The organism is Pseudoflavonifractor sp. An187 (genome assembly GCF_002160275.1).
Lineage (GTDB): Bacteria > Bacillota > Clostridia > Oscillospirales > Oscillospiraceae > Enterenecus > Enterenecus faecium.
Genome location: NZ_NFKG01000012.1, coordinates 1 through 22,700, shown reverse-complemented (window position 1 = coordinate 22,700; position 22,700 = coordinate 1). Strand labels below are relative to the sequence as shown.

16 protein-coding genes and 1 riboswitch are annotated in these 22,700 nt (G+C 61.0%); of the genes, 14 read left to right on the top strand and 2 right to left on the bottom strand.

What is annotated here, in order from left to right; translation table 11 throughout:
- The first annotated feature begins 9 nt into the window (after window positions 1-9).
- The 11 genes from rbfA to B5F22_RS06745 all read left to right on the top strand — a co-directional run bounded on the left by rbfA (window position 10) and on the right by B5F22_RS06745 (window position 11,393).
- Window positions 10-405, top strand: a complete 396-nt coding sequence (gene rbfA, locus B5F22_RS06795) for a 30S ribosome-binding factor RbfA (protein ID WP_087391987.1) — start codon at window positions 10-12, stop codon at window positions 403-405.
- Window positions 402-1,352, top strand: coding sequence for a DHH family phosphoesterase (locus B5F22_RS06790; RefSeq protein WP_087391985.1), 951 nt, complete (start codon window positions 402-404; stop codon window positions 1,350-1,352). The genes rbfA and B5F22_RS06790 overlap by 4 nt, the downstream gene beginning before the upstream one ends.
- A 17-nt stretch (window positions 1,353-1,369) precedes the next feature.
- Window positions 1,370-2,242: a tRNA pseudouridine(55) synthase TruB gene (truB, locus tag B5F22_RS06785; protein WP_087391983.1), complete on the top strand. Its 873-nt coding sequence runs from the start codon at window positions 1,370-1,372 to the stop codon at window positions 2,240-2,242.
- Window positions 2,243-2,259: 17 nt separating this feature from the next.
- The gene (locus B5F22_RS06780; RefSeq protein WP_087392035.1) at window positions 2,260-3,168 is read left to right on the top strand and encodes a bifunctional riboflavin kinase/FAD synthetase; all 909 of its coding nucleotides are present in this window, start codon (window positions 2,260-2,262) and stop codon (window positions 3,166-3,168) included.
- Between the two features lie 357 nt (window positions 3,169-3,525).
- A complete protein-coding gene (locus B5F22_RS06775) occupies window positions 3,526-4,302 on the top strand; it encodes an enoyl-CoA hydratase-related protein (RefSeq protein ID WP_087231517.1) in 777 nt (258 codons plus the stop codon).
- A 272-nt stretch (window positions 4,303-4,574) separates the two neighbouring features.
- A complete protein-coding gene (locus B5F22_RS06770) occupies window positions 4,575-5,426 on the top strand; it encodes a 3-hydroxybutyryl-CoA dehydrogenase (protein WP_087231520.1) in 852 nt (283 codons plus the stop codon).
- Window positions 5,427-5,492: 66 nt separating this feature from the next.
- On the top strand, window positions 5,493-6,656 hold the full coding sequence (locus tag B5F22_RS06765; RefSeq protein WP_087231523.1) for an acyl-CoA dehydrogenase: 1,164 nt from the start codon (window positions 5,493-5,495) through the stop codon (window positions 6,654-6,656).
- A gap of 20 nt (window positions 6,657-6,676) precedes the next feature.
- Window positions 6,677-7,480 carry an electron transfer flavoprotein subunit beta/FixA family protein gene (locus B5F22_RS06760; protein WP_087372123.1) on the top strand — a complete coding sequence of 268 codons (804 nt, stop codon included), beginning with the start codon at window positions 6,677-6,679 and terminating at the stop codon, window positions 7,478-7,480.
- An 18-nt stretch (window positions 7,481-7,498) separates the two neighbouring features.
- Window positions 7,499-8,605: an acryloyl-CoA reductase electron transfer subunit beta gene (acrA, locus tag B5F22_RS06755; protein ID WP_087391981.1), complete on the top strand. Its 1,107-nt coding sequence runs from the start codon at window positions 7,499-7,501 to the stop codon at window positions 8,603-8,605.
- Between the two features lie 224 nt (window positions 8,606-8,829).
- Complete coding sequence (locus B5F22_RS12590; protein ID WP_242955074.1) at window positions 8,830-9,327, top strand: hypothetical protein; 498 nt, start codon at window positions 8,830-8,832, stop codon at window positions 9,325-9,327.
- Between the two features lie 259 nt (window positions 9,328-9,586).
- A riboswitch (ZMP/ZTP riboswitch) is annotated at window positions 9,587-9,678 on the top strand.
- 50 nt (window positions 9,679-9,728) lie between these two features.
- Window positions 9,729-11,393, top strand: a complete 1,665-nt coding sequence (locus B5F22_RS06745) for a formate--tetrahydrofolate ligase (RefSeq protein ID WP_204210546.1) — start codon at window positions 9,729-9,731, stop codon at window positions 11,391-11,393.
- Window positions 11,394-11,448: 55 nt separating this feature from the next.
- Here B5F22_RS06745 and B5F22_RS12750 read toward each other — a convergent pair whose 3' ends face one another.
- On the bottom strand, window positions 11,449-12,525 hold the full coding sequence (locus B5F22_RS12750) for a metalloregulator ArsR/SmtB family transcription factor (protein WP_087391978.1): 1,077 nt from the start codon (window positions 12,523-12,525) through the stop codon (window positions 11,449-11,451).
- Between the two features lie 253 nt (window positions 12,526-12,778).
- On the opposite strand from B5F22_RS12750, the gene B5F22_RS06735 reads away from it, so the two are divergent.
- Complete coding sequence (locus B5F22_RS06735) at window positions 12,779-18,490, top strand: S8 family serine peptidase (RefSeq protein ID WP_158096640.1); 5,712 nt, start codon at window positions 12,779-12,781, stop codon at window positions 18,488-18,490.
- 330 nt (window positions 18,491-18,820) lie between these two features.
- On the opposite strand, the gene B5F22_RS06730 is transcribed toward B5F22_RS06735, so the two are convergent.
- Window positions 18,821-18,994 carry a 4Fe-4S binding protein gene (locus B5F22_RS06730; RefSeq protein WP_087231544.1) on the bottom strand — a complete coding sequence of 58 codons (174 nt, stop codon included), beginning with the start codon at window positions 18,992-18,994 and terminating at the stop codon, window positions 18,821-18,823.
- Window positions 18,995-19,161: 167 nt separating this feature from the next.
- On the opposite strand from B5F22_RS06730, the gene B5F22_RS06725 reads away from it, so the two are divergent.
- Together B5F22_RS06725 and B5F22_RS06720 are read left to right on the top strand one after the other, a co-directional pair.
- The gene (locus B5F22_RS06725; RefSeq protein ID WP_242955073.1) at window positions 19,162-21,240 is read left to right on the top strand and encodes an ATP-dependent Clp protease ATP-binding subunit; all 2,079 of its coding nucleotides are present in this window, start codon (window positions 19,162-19,164) and stop codon (window positions 21,238-21,240) included.
- A gap of 211 nt (window positions 21,241-21,451) precedes the next feature.
- Entirely contained in the window at window positions 21,452-22,666 is a 1,215-nt protein-coding gene (locus B5F22_RS06720; protein ID WP_087391972.1) for an argininosuccinate synthase, read from the top strand.
- The last annotated feature ends 34 nt before the right edge of the window (window positions 22,667-22,700 follow it).

Here is a 22,700-nt window from a genome sequence, read left to right as displayed (position 1 = left end):
GAAAACACTATGGCAAGCAATCGCCTGGGACGTATCAACGAGGAGATTCAGCGGGAGCTGTCCGCTCTCATCCCCACGGTGAAGGACCCCCGGGTCACTGGCCTGATCTCTGTGACCCGTGTGGAGACCACCCCCGACCTGCACTTTGCCAAGGTCTACGTGTCCGTGCTGGACAAGACCGAGGTGTCTGGGGTGATGAAGGGGCTCAAGTCCGCCGGAGGCTACCTGCGCCGGGAACTGAGCCGGACCCTGAACCTGCGCCACACCCCTGAGCTCATCTTCGAGCGGGACGACTCCATCGACCACGGCGCCCACATCCTGGAGATGCTCCGGGACCCCAACGTGGTCAAGCCCGCCAACCCTGCCAACGCCCACATCGTGCTGGACGAGGAGGAGGGAACATGACCCACCAGGAAGCGGCTCAGTTTCTCACCGAGCACGACAACTATCTCATTTTGACCCATAAGCGCCCCGACGGGGACACCATCGGCTGCGGCGTTGGCCTGTGCCACCTGCTGCGCAAGATGGGCAAGACCGCCTGGCTGCTCCCCAGCTTGGACGCCACCGCCCTGTTCCAGGAGTATCTGGAAGGGGTACAGGCTCCAGAAGGGTACACCCCGGACACCGTGGTGAGCGTGGACGTGGCCACCCTGGGGCTGCTGCCCCCCAATGCCCAGCCCTATGTGGGGCGCATTGACCTGGCCATCGACCACCACCCCTCCCAGGAGTTCTTTGCAAAAGAGACCTGCCTGGAGGCGGACAAGGCCGCCTGCGGCGAAATCCTCTGGGAGATCGCCCAGGACCTGGGTGTGATGGACGAGACCATCGCCACCCCCCTCTATGTGGCGGTGTCCACCGACACCGGGTGCTTTGTCTACGCCAACACCACCCCCCACACCCACCGGGTGGCGGCGGGGCTCATGGAGCAGGGCATTGACTTCAAGCGCCTGAACAAAAAGCACTTCCGCACCAAGTCCGTGGCCCGGATGCGCCTGGAGAGCCTGCTGCTCCAGGGCCTCTACCTGTGCCACGACAATACCGTGGCGGTGGCCACCCTGTCCCTGGACGTGATGGCCAAGGCCGGAGCCACCAACGACGACACCGAGGACATCGCCGCCTTTGTGGGTCAGCTGGAGGGGCTGCGCCACTCCGCCACCATCCGGGAGCTGAAGCCCGGGGAGTGCAAAATCTCCATGCGCACCAATGCCGACTACCTGGACGCCTGCGCCGTGTGCGCCCATCTGGGGGGCGGCGGACACAAGGCTGCCGCTGGCTGTACCGTGATGGGCAGCGTGGAGGAGGCCAAGGCCGCCATTTTGCAGGCCATTGACCAGGAATTAAACCGTAAGTAACCGGGGAGGAACACAGGATGCCCAACGGAATCATCATCATTGACAAGCCCCAGGACTGGACATCCATGGATGTGTGCGCCAAGCTGCGGGGCGTGCTGGGAGAGCGGCGGATTGGACACGCCGGGACCCTGGACCCCATGGCCACCGGAGTCCTCCCCGTGTTTGTGGGCCGGGCCACCCGGGCGGTGGAATTTGCCGAGCGGGGGGACAAGGAGTACGTGGCGGGGCTGAAGCTGGGAATCGTCACCGACACCCAGGACACCAGCGGCAACACCCTGGAGGAACACCCCGTGGAGGTAACCGCGGAGCAGGTGAAGGCGGTGCTGCCCCAGTTCACCGGGGACATTCTCCAGGTGCCCCCCATGTATTCCGCCATTAAGATCAATGGCAAGAAGCTCTATGAGCTGGCCCGGAAGGGGAGAGAGGTGGAGCGGCCCGCCCGGCCCGTGACCATCCATGCCCTCACCCTGGAGGAGCAGACCGCCCCCGACGAGTTCACCATCCGGGTGAAGTGCTCCAAGGGCACTTACGTGCGCACCCTGTGCCACGACATTGGAGCGGCTCTGGGCTGCGGCGGGTGCATGAGCTCTTTGCGCCGCACCATGGCCTGCGGCTTTGCCCTCCAGGAGGCCCACCCCCTGGCCGAGGTGCTGGCCTGTGAGGACCCGGCGGGGTTGCTGAAACCTACCGACTCCCTCTTTGCCGATTACCCCGCCCTCACCCTGGGCAAACGGGGGGCGGACCGGGTGCGCCACGGCGCTCAGGTGTGCCAGCCGGAGGCTCAAGACGGCACCTACCGCATTTACGGGCCGGAGGAGGAATTCCTGGCCCTGGGACGGGTGGAGCAGGGGAAGCTCCTCATGGTCAAAAGCTTTTTTCAACCCACTTGAACGGAGAGAGAACCATCATGGCAGAGAAACAACGAGTCATAGCCCTGGGCTTTTTTGACGGGGTACATCGGGGCCACGGGGCGCTGCTGCGCACGGCCCGGGAGCTGGCAGATGAGCGGGGAGTCCTTGCCGCCGCCGTCACCTTCGACCACCACCCCCGGGACCTCATCCGGGGTGAGCCCACCCCCCTCATCAACACCCACCAGGAGCGGGCCGTCATTATGAAGCGGTACTACGGCACCGACGAGGTGCTGGTGCTCCCCTTTGACCGGGCCATGATGGAGATGCCCTGGCGGGAATTTGCCACCCACATCCTGTCCGAGCAGATGGGGGCCGTCCACGTGGTGGCGGGCCACGACTACCACTTCGGCTACAAGGGAGAGGGCAACGTGGATCGGCTGCGGGAGATCTGCGGGGAGATGGGCATTGGCTGTACCATCATCCCCCCGGTGCAGATTGACGGCATCACCGTCTCCTCCACCTACATCCGTGGACTTATCTCCCAGGGGGATATGGACCGGGCCTGTGAATTTTTGGGCCACCCCCACCTCATCAGCGGCACCGTGGTCCACGGCAAGCAGCTGGGCCGTACCCTGGGCATTCCCACCGCCAACCTGGTACTGCCCCTCAATGTGCTGGTGCCCGCCTTCGGGGTGTACGCCACCCGGGTGCATGTGGCAGGGGGGACCCACCTGGCGGTGACCAATGTGGGGGTGCGCCCCACGGTGGACGACTCCAACCAGGTCACCGTGGAGCCCTGGATTCTGGACTTTGAGGGCGACCTGTACGGCCAGACCATGGAGGTGGAGCTGCACACCCACCTGCGGGGCGAGCGGAAGTTCGACTCCCTGGAGCAGCTCCAGCAGGAGATTTTCCGCAATGCAGACCAGACCCGGGCGTTCTTTGTGGGAGCAGGAAAAGAGTAAATCTAGGTGGAGAAGCGTACTTTTCCATTTTATCGGCAGCCTAGGACCCTAGGCTGTCGATTTTTTGCCCTGAAAATGGGCACTATGCACAAAAACATAGGAAAAAATACCGCTTGGAATGTACAGGTAATTATAAGAAAATTCCTTGCAAATGGGCCTGGAAAGCAGTATACTGGATGGCAGGAAGCGACATTCCGGATTTTTTTGCGGCAAATTTGTTAAAAAAATAACGACAAGTCTGCCGCTCGCCTTTTGTAAAGTCGTGTTAAAAATATAACGTTCCACCGCAGTTTGATGGAAATTCGATGAAGAAAAGGTAGTCTGGATGTAAAATTTGATTGCAAGGAGGCAATCCACATGTCATTTGTGAAGTTTGAAAAGCAGGGCAATGTGGCCGTTCTGACCATCGACCGTCCCGAGGCCCTCAACGCCCTGAACTCTCAGGTCCTGTGCGACCTGGACGCCGCCATCTCCCAGGTGGAGGCCGACGACGAGGTCCGTGTTGTGGTGCTCACTGGCGCTGGCCGTTCCTTCGTGGCTGGTGCTGATATCGGCGAGATGGTGAACTTCTCCGCCATCGACGGCAAGAAGTTCGGTGTCCACGGCGGCTCCATCTTCCTGCGTCTGGAGAACCTGTCCAAGCCCGTCATCGCTGCCATCAACGGCTTTGCTCTGGGCGGCGGTTGCGAGCTGGCCATGGCCTGTGACATCCGCATTGCCTCTGAGAAGGCCAAGTTCGGCCAGCCCGAGGTGGGCCTGGGCATCACCCCCGGCTTCGGCGGCACCCAGCGTCTGCCCCGCATCGTGGGCATCTCCAAGGCTATGGAGCTGATCCTCACCGCCAAGGTCATCGGCGCTGCCGAGGCCAAGGAGATCGGCCTGGTCTCCCAGGTGTACGCTCCCGAGGAGCTGATGGACAAGGCCCTGGAGCTGGCCAACGCCATCTGCGCCAATGCCCCCATCGCCGTGTCCGAGTCCAAGCGCTGCATCCGTATGGGCATGCAGACCGACATTGCCACCGGCTCCGCCTTCGAGGCTGAGGCCTTCGGCGTGACCTGCGGCACTCAGGACAAGAACGAGGGTATGGGAGCTTTCTTGGCCAAGCGTGCCGAGAAGAACTTCCAGAACAAGTAAGCACCTCTTGGAAGGTAAGCCCTCGGCAGAGTTTCGCCGTCCGCAGACGGCGAAAGAAAATGAAATCCGTATTTTCTGAGGACATGTGCATCAGAAAATACACTTCTCAGCCCGCAAACGTGCGAGCAAGGCGAGTGCGATGCAGCGGGCTGCAATCTCCTCGAGAAAACGCTTGCGTTTTCGAGACATAGCTGAGAAGCACTTCCAGAACAAGTAAGCTATTTCCCTTATCATATATTAAAACTGGTCATTCCAGTGAGGAGGAACTTATCATGAAGAAAGTTGTAGTCATCGGTGGCGGCACCATGGGTCTGGACATCGCCCAGGTCTTCGCTCGCAAGGGCTTTGACGTGGTGGTCCGTGACATTAAGGACGAGATCATCCAGGCTTCCGAGGCCCGTCTGAACAAGGGTCTGGACAAGCTGGTGGCCAAGGGCAAGATGGACGAGGCTGGCAAGCAGGCCATCCTGGACAAGATGTCCTTCACCACCGACCTGAACGCTGCTGCTGATGCTGACCTGGTGGTTGAGGCCGCCATTGAGAACCTGGAGATCAAGAAGTCCATCTTCGCTGAGCTGGACGCCATCTGCAAGCCCGAGACCATCCTGGCTTCCAACACCTCTTCCATCTCCATCACCGCCATCGCTGCCGCTACCAAGCGTCCCGACCGCTTCATCGGCATGCACTTCTTCAACCCCGCCACCGTCATGAAGCTGGTGGAGGTTATCCGCGGCGCCAACACCTCCGACGAGACCTACAAGGCCATCTATGACCTGTCCGTGGAGATTGGCAAGGAGCCCGTGGAGGTCAACGAGGCCCCCGGTTTCGTGGTCAACAAGATCCTGATCCCCATGATCAACGAGGCCTGCGACCTGCTGTACACCGGCGTTGCCACTGCTGAGGGCATTGACACCGCCATGAAGCTGGGCGCCAACCACCCCATGGGCCCCCTGGCTCTGGGCGATCTGGTTGGTCTGGATGTGTGCCTGGCCATCATGGACACTCTGTACAATGAGACCCACGATCCCAAGTACCGCGCCTCCCTGCTGATGCGCAAGATGGTGCGCGCTGGCCACCTGGGCCGCAAGACCGGCAAGGGCTTCTTTGACTACACCAAGAAATAATTTGCTCCCATCCGGGGGGCGGCAATGCCACCCCCCGGTCTCATACTGATAAGGAGGAAACATTCCATGGATTTCAAACTGTCCAAAGAACAAGAAATGATGCGCAAGCTGTTCCGTGAGTTTGCGGAGAACGAGGTCAAGCCTCTGGCTGCCATGGTGGACGAGGAGGAGATGTTCCCCGAGAACACCGTCAAGAAGATGGCTGAGCTGGGCATGATGGGCATCTACTTCCCCAAGAAGTACGGCGGCGCTGGCGCCGACGTGGTGAGCTACGCCATGGCCGTGGAGGAGCTGTCCAAGGTCTGCGGCACCACCGGTGTTATCGTGTCCGCTCACACCAGCCTGTGCTGCGCTCCCATCTACGAGAACGGCACCGAGGAGCAGAAGATGAAGTATCTGCCCAAGCTGTGCTCCGGCGAGTGGCTGGGCGCCTTCGGTCTGACCGAGCCCGGCGCTGGTACCGACGCTCAGGGTCAGCAGACCACCGCCGTGCTGGATGAGTCCGGTGAGAACTGGATCATCAACGGCTCCAAGATCTTCATCACCAACGCTGGCTTCGCCAACGTGTTCGTCATCTTCGCCGTCACCGGCACCGTGCTGGACAAGCGCGGCCGCAAGAGCAAGGAGATCTCCGCTTTCATCGTGGAGCGCACCGATCCCGGCTTCAAGGTTGGTAAGCACGAGAAGAAGATGGGTATCCGCGGCTCCTCCACCTGCGAGCTGATTTTCGAGGATTGCGTCATTCCCAAGGACCGTCTGCTGGGCAAGCAGGGCAAGGGCTTCGCCATCGCCATGAAGACCCTGGACGGCGGCCGTATCGGCATCGCTGCTCAGGCTCTGGGTCTGGGCGAGGGTGCCGTGGAAGAGGCCATCAACTACACCAAGGAGCGCGTGCAGTTCGGTCGCCGCATTTCCCAGTTCCAGAACACCCAGTTCCAGCTGGCTGAGATGCACACCAAGATGCAGGCCGCTCAGTTCCTGGTCTACTCCGCCGCTGCCAAGAAGCAGGCTGGTGAGAAGTACACCATGGACGCCGCCATGGCCAAGCTCTTCGCTGCTGAGGCTGCCAGCGACGTGACCCGTCGTGCCGTTCAGCTGTTCGGTGGCTACGGCTACACCCGTGATTACCCCGTGGAGCGCATGATGCGTGACGCCAAGATCACCGAGATCTACGAGGGTACTTCCGAGGTTCAGCGTATGGTTATCGCTGCCAACCTGGGCATTAAGTAATTGAGGAGGAAGAGCGCATTATGAAAATCATTGTCTGTGTCAAGCAGGTGCCCGACACCTCCGGCAAGGTTGCTGTGAAGGCTGACGGCACCATGGACCGTGCCGCTATGGCCACCATCTCCAACCCCGATGATATGAACGCTCTGGAGGCCGCCCTCCAGATCAAGGATAAGAACCCCGACACCAAGGTGGTTGTCATCTCCATGGGTCCCCCTCCCACGGAGTCCATGCTGCGTGAGTGCCTGGCTATGGGCGCTGACGAGGCCGTGCTGGTGTCCGCCCGTGAGTTCGGCGGCGCTGATACCTTCGCCACCTCCACCACTCTGACCGCTGCCATCCGCAAGATCGGCGTGGAGAAGGACGACATCGTGTTCTGTGGCCGTCAGGCCATCGACGGTGACACCGCTCAGGTCGGTCCCCAGATCGCTGAGAAGCTGGGCCTGCCCCAGGTCACCTATGTCACCGGCATCGACTACACCGACGGCCAGCTCACCGTGCGCCGCGAGCTGGAGGATGGCTACATGACCATCAAGGTGCAGACCCCCTGCCTGCTGACCTGCATCAAGGAGCTGAACACTCCCCGTTACATGCGTGTGGCTGGCATCATGGATTGCTATTCCAAGCCCTACACCGTGCTGGACTTCAACGCTCTGGTGGACGATCCCATGGTGGAGCTGGAGACTGTCGGCCTGAAGGGCTCTCCCACTCAGGTGTACAAGTCCTTCTCTCCCCCCGTCAAGGGCGCTGGCACCATGCTGGAAGGTGCCGACAAGGCCACCTGCGAGCAGCTGGTGTCCATTCTGGGCGAGAAGCACATCATTTAAGGGAAGGAGCACTGAATTATGGCTTTCAATAGTAAAGACACCGCCGCCTTCAAGGGCGTGTGGGTATTCTGCGAGCAGCGCGACGGCGTCATCCTGAGCACCGGCTACCAGCTGCTCAGCGAGGGCCGCAAGCTGGCCAACGATCTGGGCGTGGAGCTGTGCGGCGTGCTGCTGGGCCACGAGGTCAACGAGACCTACGCCAAGGCTCTGGGCGGCTACGGCGCTGACCGTGTGTACATCTGCGATCACCCCCTGCTGAAGGACTACACCACCGATGCCTACACCAAGGTCATCTGCGACCTGGTGGAGGACAAGAAGCCCGAGATCTTCCTCATCGGCGCTACCAACATCGGCCGTGACCTGGGCCCCCGTGTGGCTGCCCGTCTGAAGACCGGTCTGACCGCTGACTGCACCCACCTGGACGTGGATGTGGAGAAGTACAAGGCCTTCCTGAAGACCACATCCACCATCGACGTGGACAACACCAAGTTCGAGGCCAACACCAACCTGAAGATGACCCGTCCCGCCTTTGGCGGCCACCTGATGGCCACCATCGTGTGCCCCGACTATCGTCCTCAGATGTCCACCGTGCGTCCCGGCGTCATGCAGACCCAGGCCTACAACGAGGAGACCGCTGCTAAGACCGTCCTGGAGAAGGTGGACGTGCAGCTGACCAAGGAAGACATCCACGTGGACCTGGTGGAGATCGTCAAGTCCGCCAAGAAGGCCGTTGACCTGATTGGCGCCGACGTGGTTGTCTCCGTGGGCCGTGGTATCAGCGCCGACCCCAAGCGTGGTCTGGAGATCGCTGAGGAGCTGGCCAACGTTCTGGGCGGCGTGGTTGGCGCTTCCCGTGCCGTGGTGGACGACGGCTACATCGGTGTGGACCACCAGGTTGGTCAGACCGGTAAGACCGTTCACCCCAAGATCTATGTGGCCCTGGGCATTTCCGGCGCCATTCAGCACGTGTCCGGCATGCAGGACGCTGAGTGCATCATCGCCGTGAACAAGAATGCCAACGCCCCCATCTTTGACGTGGCTACCTACGGCATTACCGGCGACCTGTTCAAGGTCGGCCCCATGCTGGCTGAGGCCATTGCCAAGTTCAAGGCTGAGAAGGCCTAAGTTGCATTTTTTAAGACTGGCTTCCCTTCGGGGAGGCCAGTCTTTTTTTGCCTGCGTTGCAGGCGAAAAAGACTGGGAAGAAGTGAGATGGGGTCCCATACAAGGGGGGCACCACACGAAAAATACATTCTAAAACAAATTAGCTAGATTAGCTGATTTAGCTATTGCAAAACTGTTGAGAGCATGGTACAGTGTGGGTACAGCAAAAATAAGGAGGAATGCACATGCTGATTAAGTCCTCGGATACGTTGAGTAAAGACTATGAGGCATTTTCAAAATTGGCACACAAGGTGCAAGAACCAATTTTCATCACAAAGGAGGGAGAAGGGGATTTAGTATTAATGACGATAGAAGTTTATGAAAAGATTTGTAGGAGTTCAAATTTAGAAGGGAGGAAATCCGCAATATCTAAAGAAGAAAAAGTTGATGTGGAGGTTAGTGATATGACAGAAAATAGACTAGGTAAGATTTTGCGAGAACTGTATGATAGTGCAGCACGGGGGCATCAGGTAGCGAATATTCACACTTTTGCCATTTATTATGCCAATGTAATTGAGAAAAACAGACTTAGTAAAAAAGAAATTCTACGTGTAGCGGGATTGCCTGAAACATATCAAACGGAAATTTCAAAGGGAATTAATCTGGCGCAGTATGTGGATGTAAAGAATGATGTCATCGAAAGAATACAAAAGATTGAAGCGACAATTGGATTAAACATATGAATGATATTCACAGTGAATATGACAACAGAGAGCCCGAACAATGGGACATATAAACTCTTTAGCTAGATAGAAAACTACCAGTTCCGGCCCTGCGTAATTTTGGAAAAAACCTGGAATCCATTGCACGGCAACGGGTTGAGGCTGTTGAAAACTTTGTGGAAGCTGTGGATAACTTCCTGTAATCTCTGAGTAAAGCCTGTGGGAAGGGAGGGCAAAGCGGGGAAAGGCCTTGACGGGTGTGGGCGGGCATGGTAAGATAAATCTGCTGTATGACTGACGGAAGTGGAGTGACCACGTGGAGTACAGCCGACGCCCATGTGCGCCGTATTGCCGACCGTCTGGGCGCACTCGAAATCAGTGCGCCCTTTTTTGTTTTTGAGGCGCAGGAAGGAGCATGGAAGATGAAAACAGACATTCAAATTGCCCAGGAGGCCCAGATGCTGCCCATCGGACGGGTGGCGTCCATGGCCGGGATTGACGAGAACCTGCTGGAGTATTACGGCAAGGTGAAGGCCAAGATCGACATCACCCCGTTGCGCAATGTGCCCCGGAAGGGCAAGCTGATTCTGGTCACCGCCATCAACCCCACCCCTGCCGGAGAGGGCAAGACCACCACCTCGGTAGGGTTAGCCGATGCCCTGCGCCGCATGGATAAAAATGTGATGCTCTGCCTCCGGGAGCCCTCTCTGGGCCCCGTGTTCGGCGTGAAGGGCGGCGCTGCCGGCGGCGGCTACGCCCAGGTGGTGCCCATGGAGGACATCAACCTCCACTTCACCGGCGACTTCCACGCCATCGGTGCCGCCAACAACCTGCTGGCCGCCATGCTGGACAACCACATCCAGCAGGGCAACGCTCTGGGCATTGACGTGAAGAAGATCACCTGGCGCCGCTGCGTGGACATGAACGACCGCCAGCTGCGCAACATTGTGGACGGCCTGGGTGGCCGGATGCAGGGCGTGCCCCGGGAGGACGGCTTCGATATCACTGTGGCCAGCGAGATTATGGCTGTGCTGTGCCTGGCCACCGGCCTGTCTGATTTGAAGGAGCGGCTGGGCCGCATGATCGTGGGCTACACCTACGATGACAAGCCCGTTACCGCCGCCGATTTGAAGGCCCAGGGCGCTATGGCTGCCCTCTTGAAGGACGCCATCAAGCCTAACCTGGTGCAGACCTTGGAGCACACCCCCGCTCTGGTCCACGGCGGTCCCTTCGCCAACATCGCCCACGGCTGCAACTCCGTCTCCGCCACCGACACCGCTTTGAAGCTGGCCGACTACGTGGTCACCGAGGCGGGCTTCGGCGCCGATCTGGGCGCTGAGAAGTTCCTGGACATCAAGTGCCGGGCCGCCGGGCTCACCCCCGATGCCGTGGTCATCGTGGCCACGGTCAAGGCTCTGAAGTACAACGGCGGCGTGCCCAAGACTGAGCTGGGGGCGGAAAACCTGGAGGCTCTGGAGCGTGGCCTGCCCAATTTGCTCAAGCACGTGGAGAACATCACCCGTGTGTTCGGCCTGCCCGCCGTGGTGGCCATCAACCGCTTCGCCAATGACACCGAGGCCGAGCTGAACCTCATCCGCACCCGCTGCCAGGAGCTGGGGGTCAATGTGGCCCTGTCCGAGGTGTGGGGCAAGGGCGGCGAGGGCGGCCTGGAGCTGGCCGAGGAAGTGCTGCGCCTGTGCGACCAGCCCCAGGACTTCCACTACGCCTATGACCTGGACCTGCCCTTGAAGGACAAGATTCAGACCATCGTGGAGAAGGTGTACGGCGGCGCTGGCGTGCACTACACCGCTGCCGCTGCCAAGGAGCTGGCCCGTCTGGAGGCCATGGGCTTTGACAAGCTGCCTGTGTGCATGGCCAAGACCCAGTACTCCCTGTCCGACGACGCCACCCAGCTGGGACGGCCCGAGGGCTTCACCATCACCGTGTCCAAGGTGAAGGTGTCCGCCGGCGCTGGCTTCGTGGTGGTGCAGACCGGCGACATCATGACCATGCCCGGCCTGCCCAAGGTGCCCGCCGCCGAGAAGATCGACGTGGACGAAAACGGCGTCATCTCCGGCCTGTTCTGAGATATAAAATTCGTTTGGCGGCCATCCCCCCACGGGGATGGCCGCCATTTTTGCGTCATTTTTTGCCGAACAGCGCCGCCTGCCGCTCCAAAAACCGCTGGACCTGTTCTTCGTCCAGGGTGTAAAAGGTGCGGTTCCCGTGGATGGTGCACTGCACCAGGCCGCAGTCAGAGAGCTTATTCATATGGTGGTGGATGGTGTTGCGGCTGAGAGAGAAGCGGGTGGACAGCTCCTGCACATAGGCGGTGCGTCCCCGCAGATAGCACAGAATGTCAAACCGGGTGGAGTCCCCCAACAGGCGATAGGTCTCGCACACCTGGTCCTGGGCGGAGGTACGGCCGCTGACCAGCTCCATGAGCTCCCGCCGCAGCACGCCGCCGTAGATGCGCACCTGGCCGGGGGCCTCGTCAAAGGTCAGGTTGGTGTCCGCCCCGAAGAGGAAGGGGTGAAGGGTGTAGGTGGTTTCCGGGGCGGGGCGCAGGTGGGACAGCTGGGTGAAAAACTCCAGCTGGGACAGGGGGGCGCACTGTTGGAGATAGGGGGCGGCCAGCTCTTCCAGCTGCGCCTGGTGTTCCTCCAGGTGGGCCACAATGGGGCGCAGGCACGCCAAGGCCCGCGCTCCCACCGCCCGGTGGTTGCGGGAGAGCTCCAGCAGGGCCACCTTGGTGGAGTCCGGGGCGTTGAGCCCCAGCACCAGGTCGGTGAAGACCTGGGCATCCATCCGGCGCTGGTTGGGCAGGTCGTCCTCGAAGATGCTGGCAATGCCCCAGACCACCTCCTCCCGGTCCAGCCCGTCCACCAGATGGGAGAAGGCCTCCCAATCCCCTTGGAATCGGTCCAGCAGGGGATAGAGGAGGAAGAAGGCGGGAGAGCTGGAGCCGATGGTGTTGTAGGGGAAGCCCTCCAGGTTGCCAAACAGCGCCTGGATTTCCTTTTCCTCAGCAGTGGCCACCCGGTCCAGCTGGTGGGTGAGGGCCTTGAGTCGCTCCAGAGCCTGGCACAGAGCGGGGCTGGGCAGCACCTTGCGCTGCTGAATGCGCTGCTCCATCTGGTCCCAGGTTTTGTTGCTGGCACGCCGTCCCAGATAGGCCAGTGCTTCCAGAATGAGGTTTGGTTTGTGTTGAATTATCATAGAAATTCCTTTCTGCCCCGGAGTTTCAGCTGATACGGTAAGATTGGCTGGGGCTTGCAGTTGACAATTTTTTGGAGAGTTGACAATTTCTCTTGACAAAGGGAATGGGTGGAGGTATCATTTGACCATGACATACGCCTATCGTACAAAACGAACGATGTCCATATGATAGCATGGCAGAGCCCTTTGGGCAATGGGGGTATGTGAGATTCAGATAGAAGGGAGAAGAACAATGGAAAAAGTCAGAAAAAGCATGGCAATGTTACTTGCCGTCATGATGCTGGCTGGCGCACTTCCCGGAGCTGCTTGGGCTGAGGGCACTCAGACCAATGAGCGCACGGTCCAGGCCCAGGAAGTGGAGTCCGAGTCCCGGGTGCAGTACCAGGACGCCCAGGACGACAGCCAGCCCCGATATGCAGAGGATGAGGTGGTAACCGTCATCGTGGAGATGGAAGCTCCTGCTGTGATGGACTGCTACCAGGTCAGCAGCTACGCCGCCTCTGTGGGCGACGAGACCAGCGCCGGTGAGGCGGTGTCTGAGTACCTGGCCTCCGCCGATGCCCAGCAGACCACCCAGCAGCTGCTGGACGATCAGCAGGGCATCATCGACCAGGTCACCGCTCTGGCCGCTCAGCAGCCTGCGGTGACCGATGCCACCGAGGAAAACAGCGGTGAGCCGGTTGGTACCATTGTAGGCCAGTGGGCCACTCTGGTCAATGCCATGGCTATCCGGGTGCCCTACAGCGCTCTGGATGAAATTCGCAACCTGGACGGGGTCAAGCGGGCCTATGTGGAGCTGGTGTATGACCGGCCCGAAGAGACCAGCGGCACCGTGGACGGGGACAAGGCCTGGTACTCCTACAGCTATGATAAGGTAGGGGTGGAAGGTGTCTGGAGCCAGGGCTACACCGGTCAGGGTATGCTGGTGGCCGTGCTGGACACCGGCCTGGACCTGAAGTGGGGCGTGACCCAGAACGAGGATGGCACCCAGGGCCGCGGCGTGGTGCGGGTCCACGAGGCCTTCACCGACAACTCCTTTAAAAACGACCCCAGCGATGCCGAGAGCGGCTGGAATCTGCGCTACACCTCTGAGAGCCTGGCTGCCTTCCTGGAGGACAACCAGCTCAACTCCACCACGGGTGCCGATGGCGGCGTGATCGTGTGGGACTACAACGGTCTTTATAAGAACCTCAAGGTGCCCTACGCCTGTGACTACGCAGACGGCGACATCAACGTCCTGCCCACCTCCAGCGACCACGGCACCCACGTCTCCGGTACGGTGGCGGGCTATGCCGAGACCGACGAGGGCGAGGTCATTTTCTCCGGCGTGGCCCCCGATGCCCAGATCATGATGATGAAGGTGTTCCCCGATCAGGACGGCGGCGCCCAGCAGTCTGTGACCCTCAACGCTCTGGAGGATGCTCTGGCCTTGGGCGCAGACGTCATCAACCTGAGCTTGGGTTCTGACAACGGCTTTGCCGACGACGACACCATGCAGAACGAGCTGTACGCCCGCATTGAGGAGGCCGGCATTGTGCTCATGACCTCCGCCGGCAACAGCAGCTACTCCTCTGCCAGCAACAACTACGGGGACAACCCCCTGACCTCCAACGTGGACACCGCTATGATGTCCTCTCCTGCCATTTACGACTCCAACCTGAGCATTGCCTCTCTGGAGAACGCCATCCAGGTGCAGTCCTACTTCACCTGGACCAACGAGGAGGGTGAGACCCGGGAGATCTCCTACACCGATCCCTGGACCGTGGCCATGAAGGCCACCTTCGCCGACGGCAAGGAGTACCCCGTCTACCTGGTAGAGGGCACCGGTACCTGGAGCGACTACAACGCCGTGGGCTGGTACAATGAGTACTCCAACCCCAACGGAAAGACCGGCTTTGCCCTGGTCAAGCGCGGCGACCTGTCCTTTGCCGATAAGGTCACCAACGCCCAGTCCTTCTCCACTGTGGCCCACGGAGAGAAACGGGGCATTCTGGGCGTGCTGATCTATGACAGCGACCCCAATGCCACGGAACTGATCAACATCAGCGTGGAGAACACCAGCCTCACCAGCGCCTTTATCAACGGCCAGGACGGCGCTGCCATGGAGGCTGCCCTCAAGGCAGGTCAGTCCGTGAACATCGTGGTTCCCGAGGACGACAAGGCCGTGGAGAGCCCCACCGACGGTCAGATGTCCACCTTCTCCTCCTGGGGCGCCGGTCCCAGCCTGGAGCTGAAGCCTGAGATCACCGCCCCCGGCGGCAACATCTGGTCCACCATCATCGACCAGATCAACACCGCCGACGAGGGCTACACCGGCAGCTACGGCATGATGAGCGGTACCTCCATGGCCGCCCCTCACATGACCGGTATTGCCACCCTGGTGCGCCAGTACGTGCAGTCCAGCGCAGCCTTTGCCGGCAAGGAGCCCAGCGAGGTGGGCGACATTGTCAACCAGCTGCTGGTGAGCACCGCTGTGCCTCAGACCGATCAGAGCGGGGTGTACTACTCTCCCCGTCAGCAGGGCGCCGGCCTGGTCAACGCCACCGCCGCCGTGGACACTCCCGCCTACATCACCGTGGACGGCCAGAACGTGGGCAAGCTGGAGCTGCTGGACGACCCCGACCGCACTGGCAGCTACGACATCACCTTTGATGTGCACAACATCTCCGACAAGGCCATGACCTATGACGTGGCCATCACCCTCATGCGCCCTGCCACCGAGACGGTGGACAGCACCTGGGGCGAGCGCAACACCATGATGCACCAGGACGTGGTCATCAAGACCGTGGAGCTGGGCCAGGTCACCGTGGAGGCCGGACAGACCGCCCGCTTCTCCAAGACTGTGACCCTCACCGACAGTGAGAAGGCTCAGCTGGACCAGCTGTTTGAAAACGGCGTGTATGTGGAGGGCTTTGTCTCCCTCACCGACACCGCCGGCACCGCTCCCGCCCTGGGCCTGCCCATGCTGGCCTTCTACGGCGACTGGACGGCCGCCCCCATCTTTGACCAGGGCGACTGGACCGACGAGGCCGAGGACGGCGAGAACGTGATGAACAACGAGTCCACTTGGGGCGTGTCCCTGATGGGTAGCACCGTGGTCAACTGGAGCTCCGGGGGGATCATTGGCTATCTGGACCTGGGCCAGAATCCCTTTGACTCCGACGCTGTCATGAACCAGACCCTCTATTGCGAGGAGAACATCACCATCTCCCCCAACGGAGACGAGTACTTCGACCGCGTGGACGACTACATCCTCTATCAGCTCCGTGACGCCAAGATGATCGTGGTGCGGGTCACCGACGCTGAGACCGGCGAGGTGTACTTTGCCGACTGGAACTCCTACATCACCCGTACCCTGTACAACGCCTCTTACGCCACCGCCATTCCCCAGAGTGCCATGTACTACGGCCTCATTCCCACCTGGGACGGCACCGACCAGGAGGGCAACGTCCTGCCCAGCGGCACCAAGTGCAAGTATGAGATCATCGCCTACGGCGAGGGCGACTACGGCGACAAGGTGTACAACGAGGACATGGGCTATGAGATCACCAACTTCGACGGCGTGGCCGCCGGGGAGCTCACTCCCACCTTTAACGGCCACGAGATGGACATGACCGGCGACGTGATCGACTTCTCCATCACCGTGGACACCGTGGCCCCCGAGCTGGAGAACAACACCGTCTCCATCTATGAGAAGGACGGCCGCACCTATATGACCGGCACCGTCTATGATGAGGACGGCTCTCTGGCCAATATCGAGGTCTCCCCCTATGTGGTCCGTACCTATAAGGACGGCTACGGCGATCCCAACTACTCCGAGGTGGGCGTGGATAGCACCAACGCCTTCCTGGTGGAGAACTTCTATGACCCCGCCGTGAAGACTCACACCTTCACCGTGGACGTCACCGAGTACGCCCACAGCATTGAGAGCTATCCCGGCGAGAACAACGTCTATGATTTCACTTGGAACGGCAACGTGCTGGTGTCCTGCGGCGACTACGGCGCCAATGACCGCAGCTATGCCATTACCGTGGATTCCACCCAGGGCCTGGTGCTCTCCCAGACCTCTGCGCTGCTCCATCCCGGCAGCACCTTCAACCTCAGCGTCATCGACAACACCGACCAGGAGGGCGCTATGACCCGCACCTCCAGCAATCCCGACGTGGCCACCATTGACGAGTTCGGCCTGGTCACCGCTGTGGCTCCCGGCCAGACCGTCATCACCGTGGCCAAGGGCGGCTCCAGCGCCATCTGTGTGGTGGCCGTGGAGGAAGTGCCCACCGTGGTGGAAGACTTCGACCTATCCATCCAGAGCTTTGACGGCCTGAAGCCCGATGGCCAGGTGGTGGTGAAGGTGGACAACCTCCAGCCCGCCAACGTGGATCTCTCCGAGATCAAGTGGACCGTGTGGGAGGACGAGGACTACGCCGAGAACTATGCCGAGGGTCTCATTGATGTGGACCAGTACACCAGCGATGGACTCTCCGGCGTGCTCTACCTCACCGTGTCCACCTCTCAGGAGGGCCTGGAGCTGCCCGAGGGCAACGGCCGCCTGGATGTGACCCTCAACGGTGTCACCCGTTCCATGGACATCAACTGGGACGACATCTACACCACTTCCGATCAGGACGACCTGATTTCTGACATGGCCATGGGCGACCAGGTGGTATACGTCCAGCAGGGCCAGACCGCCGAGCTGGTGGCCAAGTATCGCCAGAACAAGCTCCACGAGACCAGTGAAGTGCTCACCGAGCTCACCGGTCTGCAGCTGGACGGACCCGACTTCTACTATGTGGGCGGCACCTATGATGGCACCCTGGTCAACGAAGAGGGATATGAGCTGCCCGAGGAAATCCACCTGTACACCCGGTACAACTACGCCGACGGCTCCACCTCCGATGTGGAGATCGTCAACTACGACTGGTATCACGCCTATGACTATGACCCCGAGACCGGCGTGCTCCACGTCAATTACGCCCCCAACGGTGCCAACAACAACCTGGTAATCAAGGCAGAGGGTGTGGAATCCCAGGGCGCTGAGGCTGGCACCATGTCCGGCCAGACCTGGACCCGTCCCGATTCCCTGTATGGTCCCTTTGACTGGACCGTCACTTCCGGCAACGGCGAGCTGACTCAGGGTACGGTAGAGGACAACTGGGGCCAGGAGATCAATGCGGCTCTGTACACCCCCTCCGAGCCCGGCGTGAGCTACATCACCGCCACCACCAAGGACGGCCAGTACTCCGTCAATTTCGCCGTGGTATGCCAGGGCGTGATGGCGGATACCTTGGATTTGGACACCCACAGAATGGACCTGGAGGCTGGCCAGAGCCAGACCCTCACCGCCACTCTGAGCCCCGAGCCCACTCTGGCCGAGGATGCCCAGGTGCGCTACATCAGCTTCAACCCCGATGTGGCCTCTGTGGATGAAAACGGTGTGGTCACCGCCCACAAGGAGGGCTATGCCTACCTGAAGGTGGAGAGCGTGGCCGACAACCAGGTCACCAGCTACTGCGTGGTCAAGGTCACCGGTAACATGTATCAGGTGAAGTTCGTGGACGACACCGGCAACATCTACAAGCTGGTGGAAGTGGCCGAGGGCAGCTGCGTGTCCAAGCCCCAGGACCCCGTGCGGGAGGGTTACACCTTCGACGGCTGGTTTATGGACGAGGACGGCACCCAGGCCTACGACTTCAACACCCCTGTGGATGCTGACCTGACCCTGTACGCCCACTGGACCAAGGAAGACACCGAGCCCACCCCCAACCCCGGTGGTGACGGCGGCTCCCAGGGCGGCGGCAGCGGTACCGGCGACGGTTCCCAGACCGGGGGCAACACCAAGCCCGACGGCTCTGTCCCCGGCACCGGCGACGAGAGCAACCTGATTCTGCCCATGGCCACTCTGGTGTGCGCCATGGCAGGCGTGGCCGTGCTGAGCGTGGTACGCCGCAAGAAAGAGGACTAAAACCCAACGCCGAAAACGCAAAAAGGATGGGCCGGGATTTCCCGGCCCCGCCTTGTTTATGGTTGAAACAGCATATTTTCTTTTGAATGATAAAAGCCCTCGGCAGAGTTTCCCCGCCCTGAGGGGCGGGGAAATAAAATGAAATCTGTTTTTTCCGGGGACATGCGCCTCGGGAAAAACACTTCTCAGCCCGCCAGTGTGGAATTGGGTCGCCCTTTGACCCAATTATGCATGCAGCGGGCTGCATCCCCTCGAAAAAATGCTGGCATTTTTTCGAAAAAGTAGGCCGCACAGCCAAAGCTGTGCGGCCTACTTTTTTGCAGACTGAAATTAGTCGGCGGGAGCGATGGCGCCCACGGGGCAGGTGCCGGCGCAAGCGCCGCAGTCGATGCAAGTACCAGCGTCGATCTGCATGTGATCGTCACCCATGGAAATAGCGCCCACGGGGCAAGCGGACTCGCAGGAGCCGCAGGACACGCAGGTGTCATTGATTGCATGTGCCATGTAAAATACACCTCCATCATTAGAGTTAGAACCATTCTCATTGTAGCATAACTGGCGAAAAATGCAACAAGGAATTTTGGGAAATGGACGAGGGAGAAAAATCTGGCCACAGGGGTATAAACTGGGGAAAAGCAACCCATGATTGGAGGGAAGACAGGAGGGATTCCATGGAAGACAGGAAGAAATGGAAGGAACGTTCCCCAGTGGGGAAGAAGGGCGGCCTGCCCCGGGATTCTGCGGGGTGGGGCGGAGAGATGCAAGCCACCCGGGCGGAACGGGCCAGAGTGCGGGAGGGTGGGGAGACCAAGCTCACCGACCGCTACTCCCGGGACCTCACCCGTCTGGCGGCCATGGGTGCCCTGGACCCTCTCATTGGACGGGACGAGGAGGTGGGCCGGGTGGTGCAGATCCTCTCCCGGCGCACCAAAAATAACCCCGCCCTGGTGGGAGAGCCAGGGGTGGGCAAAACCGCTGTGGCTGAGGGCCTGGCCATGCGTATGGCTTCCGGACAGGTGCCCCCGGTGCTGCGGGGCAAGCGACTTTTGTCCCTGGACCTGGTGTCCATGGTGGCGGGCACCAAGTACCGGGGTGAATTTGAAGATCGGGTGAATCAAATCCTGGCGGAGGTGCACCGGGCGGGCAACGTCATCCTCTTTTTGGACGAGCTGCACAACATTGTGGGTGCTGGCTCGGCGGAAGGGGCCATTGACGCCGCCAACATCTTAAAGCCCGCCCTGGGCCGGGGGGAAATCCAGGTGGTAGGTGCCACCACCCTGGAGGAGTACCGGAAGTATATCGAGAAGGACTCCGCCCTGGAGCGGCGGTTCCAGCCTGTGCGGGTGGGGGAGCCCACTCCGGAGCAGACCCTGGAGATTTTGAAGGGCATTCGCCCCCGGTATGAGGCCCACCACGGCATTGTCATCACTGACCGGGCCCTTCAGGCGGCGGTGGAGCTGTCCCGGCGCTACCTCCCCGACCGCTTCCTGCCGGACAAGGCCATCGACCTCATGGACGAGGGGGCGGCCAAACTGCGGATGCAGGGGGAGGTGCCCCACGCTCTGCGGGGCCTCATGGGCCGCATTGAACAGGCCGCCCGGGAGCGGCGGGCAGCCGCGGCGGAGCAGAATTACGAGCGGGCCGCTATGCTCCGGGACGCCGAGTGGGACTTTCGGGGGGAGCTGGAGCGAAAGCTGGCCCGGAAGCAACTGGCCCCCCACCAGCAGTTGGAGCCGGAGCACATCGCCTCGGTGGTGGCCCAGTGGACGGGGATCCCGGTGGAGACGGTGACCAAGGGGGAGGCCCGGCGGCTGCTGGAGCTGGAGGACGAGCTGCGGGCCCGGGTGGTGGGCCAGGACCAGGCGGTGGCGGCGGTGTCCGCCGCCATCCGCCGCAGCCGGGTAGGGCTCAAGGAGCCCAACCGCCCGGTGGGGGTGTTCCTCTTCCTGGGCCCCACCGGAGTGGGGAAGACCGAGCTGTGTCGGGCCCTGGCCGCCGCCCTCTTCGGCAGCGAGGAGGCCATTGTCCGTTTCGATATGTCCGAGTATATGGAGAAGCACTCGGTGTCCCGGCTGGTGGGTGCGCCCCCCGGCTATGTGGGCCACGAGGAGGGGGGACAGCTCACCGAGCGGGTGCGCCGCCGCCCCTGGTCGGTGGTGCTCTTTGACGAGCTGGAAAAGGCCCACTCCGATCTGCACAACATCCTGTTACAGGTCATGGAGGACGGGGTGCTCACCGACGGACTGGGGCGAAAGACGGACTTCCGCAACACCGTGGTGGTGATGACCTCCAACGTGGGGGCCCGCCACATGGTCAGCCACACGCCCCCCATGGGCTTTGCCGGGGGAGACCTGGACGCCTACCGCACCCGGGCCGTGATGGAGGAACTCAGACGCCAGTTCCCGCCGGAATTTCTCAACCGCCTGGACGAGGTGGTGCTCTTCCACCGCCTGGACCAGCCCCACTTGGAGCGCATCGCCGGGCGGCTGCTGGGTGGCCTGGAGGGCCGTCTGGCCGCCCTGGGGGTGGGGCTCAAGGCGGACGAGAAGGCGGTGTCCCTGCTGGCCAGCCCCATGGAAGAGCGGGAGCGGGACCAGGGGGCCCGCCCCATCCGCCGCTCGGTGCGCCGCCGGGTGGAGGAGCCCGCCGCCCAGATGCTCCTCTCCCGGGACCTGGAGCGGGGAGACGTGCTGTGCCTGGGGGTGGAAAAGGAGCAGCTGGTGCTCCACCGGGAGAAAAAGCAAATCTGAATGCGCAGCGGGCCGTCTCTCCAGTGAGACGGCCCGCTGTCTTTGTATGAATATGCATATATACGTGAATAAACCCCGGATATTGTGGAATATTACCCATAGAATTTTGGGAACAACTGAATAGTTATGCAAATTGGGGGTTGCAATTTTCCAGAAGAAGGGGTATACTCTACTTCACTAAGACAGAGAAACGCATTGGAGGAATGCAACCATGGCAGAAGTGAAAAAAGTAGTGCTGGCCTATTCCGGCGGCTTGGATACATCCATCATCATTCCCTGGCTGAAGGAGAACTACGGCAACCCTGAAATCATCGCCGTGTCCGGCGACGTGGGCCAGGGCACCGAGCTGGACGGCCTGGAGGAGAAGGCCATCCAAACCGGCGCCTCCAAGCTGTACGTGGAGGACCTCACCGACGAGATGGTGGACGACGTGATCATCCCCTCCATGATGATGGGGGCCAAGTATGAGGACTATCTGCTGGGCACCGCCTTCGCCCGGCCCATCATCGCCAAGCGTCTGGTGGAGATCGCCAAGGCCGAGGGCGCCGACGCCATCTGCCACGGCTGCACTGGCAAGGGCAACGACCAGGTGCGCTTTGAGCTGGCCATCAAGCGCTTTGCCCCTGAGATGACCATCATCGCCCCCTGGCGGGAGTGGGACATCAAGGGCAGAGAAGAGGAGATCGCCTACGCCGAGGCCCACAACGTACCTTTGAAGATCAGCCGGGAGACCAATTACTCCAAGGACAAGAACCTGTGGCACCTGTCCCACGAGGGCCTGGACCTGGAGGACCCCGCCAACGAGCCCCAGTACGACAAGCCCGGCTTCCTGGAGATGGGCGTGTCCCCCGCCATGGCCCCCGACCAGGCGACTTATGTGACCATCGACTTTGAGAAGGGCTGGCCCGTGGCGGTGGACGGCCAGAAGATGAAGGCCAGCGACATCATCCGCAAGCTCAACGAGCTGGGCGGGGCCAACGGCATCGGCCTGCTGGACATCGTGGAGAACCGTCTGGTGGGCATGAAGGACCGGGGCGTGTACGAGACGCCCGGCGGCACCATCCTCTACCGGGCCCACGAGGTGCTGGAGATGATCACCATCGACAAGGACACCAAGCACATGAAGCAGAAGCTGGCCATCGACTTTGCCGACCTCATCTACAACGGCAAGTGGTTCACCCCCCTGCGGGAGGCGCTCCAGGCCTTCGCCGTCAAGACCCAGGAGTACGTCACCGGCACCGTGAAGCTGAAGCTGTACAAGGGCAACATCATCACCTCTTCCGTCACCTCCCCCTGTTCTCTCTACTCCGAGAACCTGGTGACCTTCGAGGAGAGCGACTACAACCAGGACGACGCCACCGGATTCATCAATCTGTGGGGTCTGCCCGACACCGTGCAGGCGCTGCGGGAGCAGGGCAAGCTGTAATAATAGAGTGGCGTCGTCCTGCTCTGGCGGAGCC

What these genes read in the sequence shown, in the direction of transcription:
- B5F22_RS06735 (WP_158096640.1), top strand. Translation starts at nt 12,779, where the DNA reads ATGGCAATGTTACTTGCCGTCATGATGCTGGCTGGCGCACTTCCCGGA.
- truB (WP_087391983.1), top strand. Translation starts at nt 1,370, where the DNA reads ATGCCCAACGGAATCATCATCATTGACAAGCCCCAGGACTGGACATCC.
- B5F22_RS06720 (WP_087391972.1), top strand. Translation starts at nt 21,452, where the DNA reads ATGGCAGAAGTGAAAAAAGTAGTGCTGGCCTATTCCGGCGGCTTGGAT.
- B5F22_RS06770 (WP_087231520.1), top strand. Translation starts at nt 4,575, where the DNA reads ATGAAGAAAGTTGTAGTCATCGGTGGCGGCACCATGGGTCTGGACATC.
- B5F22_RS06790 (WP_087391985.1), top strand. Translation starts at nt 402, where the DNA reads ATGACCCACCAGGAAGCGGCTCAGTTTCTCACCGAGCACGACAACTAT.
- B5F22_RS06780 (WP_087392035.1), top strand. Translation starts at nt 2,260, where the DNA reads ATGGCAGAGAAACAACGAGTCATAGCCCTGGGCTTTTTTGACGGGGTA.
- acrA (WP_087391981.1), top strand. Translation starts at nt 7,499, where the DNA reads ATGGCTTTCAATAGTAAAGACACCGCCGCCTTCAAGGGCGTGTGGGTA.
- B5F22_RS06730 (WP_087231544.1), bottom strand. Translation starts at nt 18,994, where the DNA reads ATGGCACATGCAATCAATGACACCTGCGTGTCCTGCGGCTCCTGCGAG.
- rbfA (WP_087391987.1), top strand. Translation starts at nt 10, where the DNA reads ATGGCAAGCAATCGCCTGGGACGTATCAACGAGGAGATTCAGCGGGAG.
- B5F22_RS12590 (WP_242955074.1), top strand. Translation starts at nt 8,830, where the DNA reads ATGCTGATTAAGTCCTCGGATACGTTGAGTAAAGACTATGAGGCATTT.
- B5F22_RS06725 (WP_242955073.1), top strand. Translation starts at nt 19,162, where the DNA reads ATGGAAGACAGGAAGAAATGGAAGGAACGTTCCCCAGTGGGGAAGAAG.
- B5F22_RS06765 (WP_087231523.1), top strand. Translation starts at nt 5,493, where the DNA reads ATGGATTTCAAACTGTCCAAAGAACAAGAAATGATGCGCAAGCTGTTC.
- B5F22_RS06775 (WP_087231517.1), top strand. Translation starts at nt 3,526, where the DNA reads ATGTCATTTGTGAAGTTTGAAAAGCAGGGCAATGTGGCCGTTCTGACC.
- B5F22_RS06760 (WP_087372123.1), top strand. Translation starts at nt 6,677, where the DNA reads ATGAAAATCATTGTCTGTGTCAAGCAGGTGCCCGACACCTCCGGCAAG.
- B5F22_RS06745 (WP_204210546.1), top strand. Translation starts at nt 9,729, where the DNA reads ATGAAAACAGACATTCAAATTGCCCAGGAGGCCCAGATGCTGCCCATC.
- B5F22_RS12750 (WP_087391978.1), bottom strand. Translation starts at nt 12,525, where the DNA reads ATGATAATTCAACACAAACCAAACCTCATTCTGGAAGCACTGGCCTAT.